This is a genomic window from Cyanobium sp. LEGE 06143, from assembly GCF_015207535.1.
Lineage (GTDB): Bacteria > Cyanobacteriota > Cyanobacteriia > PCC-6307 > Cyanobiaceae > NIES-981.
Window position 1 is genome coordinate 1 of the sequence record NZ_JADEWP010000119.1, and the last position, 7,812, is coordinate 7,812.

At 67.9% G+C, this 7,812-nt stretch carries 6 protein-coding genes and 1 tRNA gene; 4 read left to right on the forward strand and 3 right to left on the reverse strand.

What is annotated here, in order from left to right:
- The first annotated feature begins 267 nt into the window (after positions 1 to 267).
- Both IQ216_RS09285 and secA read left to right on the forward strand, forming a co-directional pair.
- Positions 268 to 1,173 (forward strand): N-acetylmuramoyl-L-alanine amidase, encoded by a 906-nt coding sequence (locus IQ216_RS09285; protein WP_193815246.1) that lies wholly within the window; start codon positions 268 to 270, stop codon positions 1,171 to 1,173.
- A gap of 119 nt (positions 1,174 to 1,292) precedes the next feature.
- Entirely contained in the window at positions 1,293 to 4,166 is a 2,874-nt protein-coding gene (gene secA / locus IQ216_RS09290) for a preprotein translocase subunit SecA (protein WP_193815247.1), read from the forward strand.
- Positions 4,167 to 4,243: 77 nt separating this feature from the next.
- On the opposite strand, the gene cysE is transcribed toward secA, so the two are convergent.
- Entirely contained in the window at positions 4,244 to 4,993 is a 750-nt protein-coding gene (gene cysE, locus IQ216_RS09295; protein WP_186698006.1) for a serine O-acetyltransferase, read from the reverse strand.
- Positions 4,994 to 5,114: 121 nt separating this feature from the next.
- Between cysE and IQ216_RS09300 the strand changes: the two genes are divergently transcribed.
- A tRNA-Gly gene (locus IQ216_RS09300) sits at positions 5,115 to 5,186 on the forward strand.
- Positions 5,187 to 5,195: 9 nt separating this feature from the next.
- Here IQ216_RS09300 and IQ216_RS09305 read toward each other — a convergent pair.
- Positions 5,196 to 6,185 (reverse strand): GntR family transcriptional regulator, encoded by a 990-nt coding sequence (locus IQ216_RS09305; protein WP_193815248.1) that lies wholly within the window; start codon positions 6,183 to 6,185, stop codon positions 5,196 to 5,198.
- Positions 6,186 to 6,309: 124 nt separating this feature from the next.
- Here IQ216_RS09305 and IQ216_RS09310 point away from each other — a divergent pair, with 124 nt between their 5' ends.
- Positions 6,310 to 7,080, forward strand: a complete 771-nt coding sequence (locus tag IQ216_RS09310; RefSeq protein ID WP_193815249.1) for a dienelactone hydrolase family protein — start codon at positions 6,310 to 6,312, stop codon at positions 7,078 to 7,080.
- Positions 7,081 to 7,092: 12 nt separating this feature from the next.
- Here IQ216_RS09310 and infC read toward each other — a convergent pair whose 3' ends face one another.
- Positions 7,093 to 7,788: a translation initiation factor IF-3 gene (infC, locus tag IQ216_RS09315; protein ID WP_193815250.1), complete on the reverse strand. Its 696-nt coding sequence runs from the start codon at positions 7,786 to 7,788 to the stop codon at positions 7,093 to 7,095.
- Positions 7,789 to 7,812: the final 24 nt, after the last annotated feature.

The window sequence follows — 7,812 nt, forward strand, 5'->3', positions numbered from 1 at the left end:
GGGCTGGCAGCCGCGCCACAGCTTCGAGGCGGGCCTGGAGGCCACGGTGCGCTGGTATCTGGAGCAGCAGGGCTGGTGCACGACCGTGCGTGAGCGGGGCGGCTACACCGGCGGGCGGCTGGGGTTAGTGGGCTAGGGGCTCAGCTGAGCCCGCCGACCAGGCACCGCTAATCAAACGAGTCACTGGAGGCCTTGGGATGGGCTGTGGCTACGGTCTGAAGTGGCGCTGCAGCCCTTTTCGCAGCGCTCCTGCGCGCGCTTCCGCCGATGCCGGCCACCATCTACCTGCACTGGGCCGCCACCTCCTACAGCTGGGTGCGCTCCGGGCTTTATCACACGATCATCGGCGGCGATGGCCGCTTGCGCAGGCTGCATGCCTACAGCATCGATCTGCCGGCCCACACCTGGCGCCGCAACAGCAATGCCGTGGCCCTTTCCTGTGCCTGCATGGGCGGCCGCCCCGATCCCTGGACGCTGCCCCCCACCGAAGCCCAGCTGGAGGCCCTCTGCCGCGAGGCCGCCCAGGTCGCGCGCAGCTGGGGCTGGGGTGCGGCCGACATCGGCATCGAGCGGGTGATGACCCATGCCGAGGCCGCCTCCAACCGCGATGGCCAGTGGATGCATGAGAACTACGGTCCGGTGATCTGGGGCGGCACCGGCGAGCGCTGGGACTTCCTGCAGCTCACCCGGAACGGCCCGCCCACCGGCGGGGACCAACTGCGGCAGCGCATCCGCAGCGTTCTGGCGGCGCCCCAGCTCCCCCCCGAGCTGCCGCTGCAGTCCTCCGAGGCAGCGCTGGTCTTTCGCCGGGCCGCCACCATGCCCGCCCGCGGCCAGGAGCTGGCGGTGGAGATCGATGCCGCCGGCAGCTCCTGGGCCCTGGCCGCCGAGCTGCTCGCCCTCTACGAGATTCCCTATGCCTGGGAGGCCAGCCGGCGCCGCATCCTCGTGGGCAGCCTCGATGTGGTGCCCAGCTTTCGGGAGGATCAGGTGCAGCCCTCGGTGGGCTGGCCCCTGTTCGAGATGACCCTGCAGAGCGGCAATGCCCCGGTGATCCTGCGGGGCATCCTGCGGGAGAACCGGGCGTGGTGTCGGGTGCTGGAGTTCGCCGAGGAGTTCGGCATCAGCGTCACGTTTGATCCCTTCGTGCTGCTGGAGAGGCGCGGCGGATGAGCGGCGAGGCTCCGCCGCGGGTCAGGGCAGAGCAGGCGCCGCTGGCCGTGGTACGGCCTTCTGGAACTCCGCCGAGCTCGCTCTCGGTAGGCTGAATTCCCTGCGTGCGGCTTCCCTCCATGCTCAAGCTCCTGCTGGGTGACCCCAATGCCCGCAAGCTGAAGCGCTACCAGCCGGTTGTCTCCGACATCAACCTGCTGGAGGAGGAGATCGCCCCCCTCTCCGACGACGAGCTGCGCGGCCTCACCGGCGAGTTCCGCCAGAGGCTGGAGCAGGCCCGGGATGCCGGCGGCAACGCCGAGGCCGTGCGGGCCCGGGAGCGCAAGCTGCTCGATGAGCTGCTGCCCCAGGCCTTTGCCGTGGTGCGCGAGGCCGGCAAGCGGGTGCTGGGCATGCGCCACTTCGATGTGCAGCTGATCGGCGGCATGGTGCTGCACGACGGCCAGATCGCCGAGATGAAGACCGGCGAGGGCAAGACCCTCGTGGCCACCCTGCCCAGCTACCTCAACGCCCTCACCGGCCGGGGTGTGCACGTGGTGACCGTGAACGACTACCTGGCCCGCCGCGACGCCGAGTGGATGGGACAGATCCACCGCTTCCTCGGCCTCTCCGTGGGTCTGATCCAGCAGGACATGGCGCCCTCGGATCGGCGCGAGAACTACGGCTGCGACATCACCTACGCCACCAACAGCGAGCTGGGTTTTGACTACCTGCGCGACAACATGGCCACCGACATCGCCGAGGTGGTGCAGCGCGATTTTCACTACTGCGTGATCGACGAAGTCGACTCGATCCTGATCGATGAGGCCCGTACGCCCCTGATCATCTCCGGCCAGGTGGAGCGCCCCCAGGAGAAATACCAGAAGGCCGCCGAGGTGGCCGCCCGCCTGGAGCGCGCGGCGGAGCTCGGCAAGGACGGCATCGACCCCGAGGGCGACTACGAGCTGGACGAGAAGCAGCGCAGCTGCACGCTCACCGATGAGGGCTTCGCCAAGGCTGAGCAGTTGCTGGGGGTGAGCGATCTGTTTGATCCCGCCGATCCCTGGGCCCATTACATCAACAATGCTCTTAAAGCCAAGGAGCTGTTCATCAAGGATGTGAATTACATCGTGCGCGGCCAGGATGCCGTGATCGTCGATGAGTTCACCGGCCGGGTGATGCCCGGGCGTCGCTGGAGCGATGGCCAGCACCAGGCGATCGAGGCCAAGGAGGCCCTGCCGATCCAGCCCGAAACCCAGACCCTGGCCTCGATCACCTATCAGAACTTCTTCCTGCTCTACCCCCGCCTGGCCGGCATGACCGGCACGGCCAAAACCGAAGAGGTGGAGTTCGAGAAGACCTACAAACTCGAAGTGGCCATCGTGCCCACCAACCGGCCCCGTTCCCGCGCCGACTGGAGCGACCAGGTGTACAAAACCGAAACCGCCAAGTGGCGCGCCGTGGCCCTGGAAACCGCCGAGGTGCACAACTCCGGCCGGCCGGTGCTGGTGGGCACCACCAGTGTGGAGAAATCAGAGCTGCTCTCAGCCCTGCTGGCCGAGCAGGAGGTGCCCCACAACCTGCTCAACGCCAAGCCCGAGAACGTGGAGCGGGAAGCGGAGATCGTGGCCCAGGCGGGTCGCGCCGGCGCCGTGACGATCGCCACCAACATGGCCGGCCGCGGCACCGACATCATCCTCGGCGGCAACAGCGATTACATGGCCCGGCTCAAGCTGCGCGAGGTGTTGCTGCCCGTGCTGGTGCGCCCTGAGGAGGGGCATCGCCCGCCGGTGCCGCTGCAGCGCTCCGCCGAGGCGGCCGGCTTCGGCGCCGGCAAGGGCCAGGCTGCCGGCGCCCGCAACGGCAGTGCCCCCTCGGAAGCCCGCGCCATCGGGGCCCTCTACCCCTGTTCCCTGCCCGAGCCTGAGGAGCAGGCCCTGGCCTCCCTGGCCCGGCAGCTGGTGAAGGCCTGGGGCGACCGCAGCCTCAGCGTGCTCGAACTGGAAGATCGCATCGCCCAGGCGGCCGAGAAAGCCCCCACCGAGGATCCGCAGGTCGCCCTGTTGCGCGAACGGATCACGGCCGTGAAGGCCACCTATGACGCCGTGGTGAAGCAGGAGGAGGGGCGGGTCCGGGAGGCCGGTGGCCTGCATGTGATCGGCACCGAACGCCATGAATCCCGCCGGGTGGACAACCAGCTGCGCGGCCGCGCCGGCCGCCAGGGTGACCCCGGCTCCACCCGCTTCTTCTTGTCACTGGAAGACAACCTGCTGCGCATCTTCGGCGGCGACCGGGTGGCCTCTCTGATGAATGCCTTCCGCGTGGAGGAAGACATGCCGATTGAATCCGGGATGCTTACCCGCTCGCTGGAGGGCGCCCAGAAGAAGGTGGAAACTTACTACTATGACATCCGCAAGCAGGTGTTTGAATATGATGAAGTGATGAATAATCAGCGCAAAGCAGTTTATACAGAACGCCGCCGGGTGCTGGAGGGCCGCGAGCTCAAGCAACAGGTGATCGGCTATGGCGAACGCACCATCGACGACATCGTGGAGGCCTACGTGAATCCGGATCTGCCGCCGGAAGAGTGGGATCTCAGCCGCCTGGTGGAGAAGGTGAAGGAGTTCATCTATCTCCTCGAAGACCTCGAGCCCAAGCAGCTCCAGGGCCTGGGGGTGGAGGAGCTCAAGGCCTTCCTGCAGGAGCAGATGCGCAATGCCTATGACATCAAGGAGGGTCAGATCGAGCAGCAGCGCCCAGATCTGATGCGCCAGGCCGAGCGCTTCTTCATCCTGCAGCAGATCGACACCCTCTGGCGCGAGCATCTGCAGGCGATGGATGCGCTGCGGGAGTCGGTGGGCCTGCGTGGCTACGGCCAGAAGGACCCGCTGATCGAATACAAGAACGAGGGCTACGACATGTTCCTCGAGATGATGACCCAGATGCGCCGCAACGTGATCTACTCGATGTTCATGTTCCAGCCGGCGCCGGCACCCCAGCGCGCCACCGTCTGACCAGCGCGCCATTGTCTGACCTGTGCGCCACGGTCTGAGCGGCGCTGACCAGCCCTTGGCCGATCAGCCGTTGCTCGTCAGCGGGTGGTGCCGGGGTTGTCGCCCAGGAACTCGAGGATCTCGCGGTCCTTGAGGCTCTGGGCCTCTCCGCGGCAGGGGTCAGGCAGGGGCCGCCCGGCGGCGATCTCCCGCAGGCAGGCCTGGGCCCGGGCCAGCTCCCCCTCCAGGTTGTCGATCCGCTCCATCAGGTTGCGGATCACGCGGGCCTCGGTGTCCGGCAGGGCGGAGTGGGCCAGGGGATCCACCCGCACGCCGCTCTGGTGCACGACCCGGCCGGGAATGCCCACCACCGTGCTGTCCGGGCCCACGTCCCGCAGCAGCACGGAGCCGGCGCCGATGCGGGTGTTGGCGCCCACCGTGATCGCGCCCAGCACCTTGGCGCCCGCCCCCACCACCACGTTCTCCGCCAGGGTGGGGTGACGCTTGCCGTGGGCCTTGCCCGTGCCGCCCAGGGTCACGCCCTGATACAGCAGGCAGTTGTTGCCCACCTCGGTGGTTTCCCCGATCACCACGCCCATGCCGTGGTCGATGAACACGCCATGGCCGATCCGGGCGCCGGGGTGAATTTCGATGCCGGTGAGCAGGCGGCCCAACTGGCTGAGCAGCCGCGGCAAAATCGGCAGGCCGGTGCTCCAGAGCCGGTGGCTGATGCGATGCAGCACCAGGGCATGCAGCCCCGGGTAACACAACAGGATCTCCAGCACCCCCCGGGCGGCAGGATCCCGATCCTTGATGATCGCCAGGTCGGCCTGGATTGCCTTGAGCATGCAGGCATCCTGCCGGAGCCCGAAGGCGTTTGACCGAGGGGTACCCGCTCGTGCATGATCAGCGGGTCGGCATCGCCGGCCCAGTCCCGTCAGCGGTTTCAGCCGCAGGCCGTTCGGGATTGCGGATGTAGCTCAGTGGTAGAGCATCTCCTTGCCAAGGAGAGGGTCGAGAGTTCGAATCTCTTCATCCGCTTTTCAGCCCTCAGGCGGCCAGCACGCCGATCTCCTTGCGCAGCTGGTCGATGGTGGCGCCGCCGAGGTAGCTCTGGGAGCAGTGCACCACGGGCATCCGCATCAGCTGGGAGCGGTTCTGGCGCAGGCTCTGCTCCACCAGCGGCAGGCTCGGCCGGTCGCAGAGCACATGGCCCGCCGCCCGCAGCAGCGCCAGCAGGCGGCTGCCGGTGTCGGGGTTGGCGGTCATCACCAGCAGCTCGTTGCCCCGCAGGCTGTGCAGGATCACCTCGGCGGCCCGCAGCACCCCCGGACTGATGCTCACCAGGCCGACGCAGCTTCCGGAGCGCAGCTCCTTGAGCAGGTTGAGCTCCTGGTGGAAGTCGTTGAGATCCACCGGCACCGCCCGCACCCCATGGCGCTTAGCGATCGCCTCCACCGGCTGCAGGAAGTAGCGGCTGGTCACCACCGTGCCGTTGTTGGAGGTTTCCAGCACACCCTCCAGCTCTTCCATCGGCACCACTTCCACCGGCACCTCGAGGCTGGGCACAAGCTCTTCGGCGATCAGCAGGGAGGCGCCAATGTCTTCCCGTGGCGTGCTCACCAGTACCCGGGCGCCACAGCGCAGGCGCCAGTCGATCTCGCGGGTCAGCATGTCGCGGGCCTGCTGCAGGGTGCAGCCCCCGTTCAGCAGGCCGTCAATGCTCTCGCGCACCTGGCGTTCCGCGTCCGGCAGCACCCGGTTGCGGGGGCCTGGCGGTGGCTTGATCTCCCGCGGCTTCTGCTGGTCGCGCACGTAGATGCCGGAGCCCGCCATGGCTTCCACCACGCCGTCGGTTTCCAGCTGCCGGTACACCTTGCTGATCGTGTTGCGGTGCAGACCGGTCTGCATGGCCAGCTGGCGCGTGCTCGGCAAGCGGTGGCCCGGGGGGTAGTGACGCGCCGCGATCGCGAAGCAGATCTGGTTGTACAGCTGGGTCGACGCCGGGATATCGCTTTCCTGTTGGATGTGAAATCGCACGCAGGAGTGAACCAGGGGAGCAGGGGCTCACCTTACGGAGCCTGAGCCCTGCGGACAATCCCCCTGTTGGCATACGGAGCTGTGCCGGTTCGTGGCCAGAATCCCCCTGAACTGCCTCTTGCCGATGGTTGATTCCGCCTCCCGCCCTGTGCTCTCGGCCTGGCAGCAGCTGCCGGGCGACCACCAGCCATCCCTGCGCTGCTGGTGGTCGCGGCCGGCCAGCGGCGCCCCCCGGGCTGCCGTGCTGGTGCTACCTGAGGTGTTCGGTGTCAATGCCTGGGTGCGCAGCGTGGCCAACCGCCTGGCGGCCGAGGGCTATGCCGCCCTGGCCCTGCCGATCTTTGCCCGCACCGCGCCGCAGTTCGAGGTGGGCTACGACGCCGCCGGCCTGGAGCTCGGCCGCCGGCACCGCGACCAGGTGACGGCCGCCGGCTGCCTCAAAGACGCCCGCCGCGCCATCGCCTGGCTGCAGGGCCAGCCCGGGTTGGAGGGCCGCCCTGTGGGCTGTGTGGGCTTCTGCTTCGGCGGCCACCTGGCCCTGCTCGTGGCCGGCCTGGAGGGGGTGGCCGCCACCTGCGACTTCTATGGCGCCAGGGTCTCGGTGTTCCGCCCCGGGGGTGGACCGCCCAGCCTGGAGCAGCTGCCTGGGATCTCCGGGGATCTGCTCTGCCTCTGCGGGGAAGACGATCCGCTCATGCCTGAGCCGGAGCGGCAGGCCATCGCCGCCGCCCTCGAGGCCGACAGCCGCCGCGATCCGGCTCGCCTGCGCCGTCTGGTGCTGGCCCCCGGCGCCGGCCACGGCTACATGTGCGAGCAGCGCGCCGACCACAACCCCTCACCGGCGGCCGAGGGTTGGCGGCTGATGCTGGAGCTGTTCGCCCGCCGCCTGGGCTGAGCCGCTGCTGCACTAGGGCGTCGCCGGGCTGGATCCGCCGCCTGGGGGTTCCGGGTTTCTGGACTCGACGGTTCTGGTCACCACCCGAGCGGCTGTCTTGACGGGCACTGGCTTGGGAGTGGCGGGCTTGCCCGCAGCAGGGGCCGAGCCTGGCTTGGGCACCGCCGCCTTGCGCGGGGTGAGAAACATGATCATGTTGCGCCCCTCCCGCTTGGGGGGCTGCTGGATTTCAGCCGCCGTCTCCAGATCGCGGGCCATGCGGTGCAGCAACACCTCCGCCAGGGCGGTGTGCTGAATCTCGCGACCCCGGAAGATCACGGTGCACTTCACCTTGTCGCCGGCCTTGAGAAAACGGGAAGCCTGGCCGATACGCACATCATAATCGTGCTGGTCAATCTTGTAGCGCATCTTCACTTCTTTGACCTCCGTTTGATGCGACTTCTTCTTGGCTTCCTTGGCTTTCTTTTCCTGCTCGAACTTATACTTGCCATAGTCCATGATCCGGCACACGGGCGGATCGGCCTTCTCGCTCACCAGCACCAGATCGAGCTCCCGGTCTTTGGCCACATCCAGGGCCGCCTCGCGGGTGATCACTCCCAGTTGACTGCCGTCGGCGTCGACCACCCTGAGCTGGGGGTAGTTGATGCGCTCATTGATGTTGGGCAGCTCCCGAACGGGAGCACGGCGGTCAAAACGGGGACGGGGCATTCAGTGGGGTGAGGATCTGGGGGG

What these genes read in the sequence shown, in the direction of transcription:
- IQ216_RS09310 (WP_193815249.1), top strand. Translation starts at nt 6,310, where the DNA reads ATGGTTGATTCCGCCTCCCGCCCTGTGCTCTCGGCCTGGCAGCAGCTG.
- infC (WP_193815250.1), bottom strand. Translation starts at nt 7,788, where the DNA reads ATGCCCCGTCCCCGTTTTGACCGCCGTGCTCCCGTTCGGGAGCTGCCC.
- cysE (WP_186698006.1), bottom strand. Translation starts at nt 4,993, where the DNA reads ATGCTCAAGGCAATCCAGGCCGACCTGGCGATCATCAAGGATCGGGAT.
- IQ216_RS09285 (WP_193815246.1), top strand. Translation starts at nt 268, where the DNA reads ATGCCGGCCACCATCTACCTGCACTGGGCCGCCACCTCCTACAGCTGG.
- secA (WP_193815247.1), top strand. Translation starts at nt 1,293, where the DNA reads ATGCTCAAGCTCCTGCTGGGTGACCCCAATGCCCGCAAGCTGAAGCGC.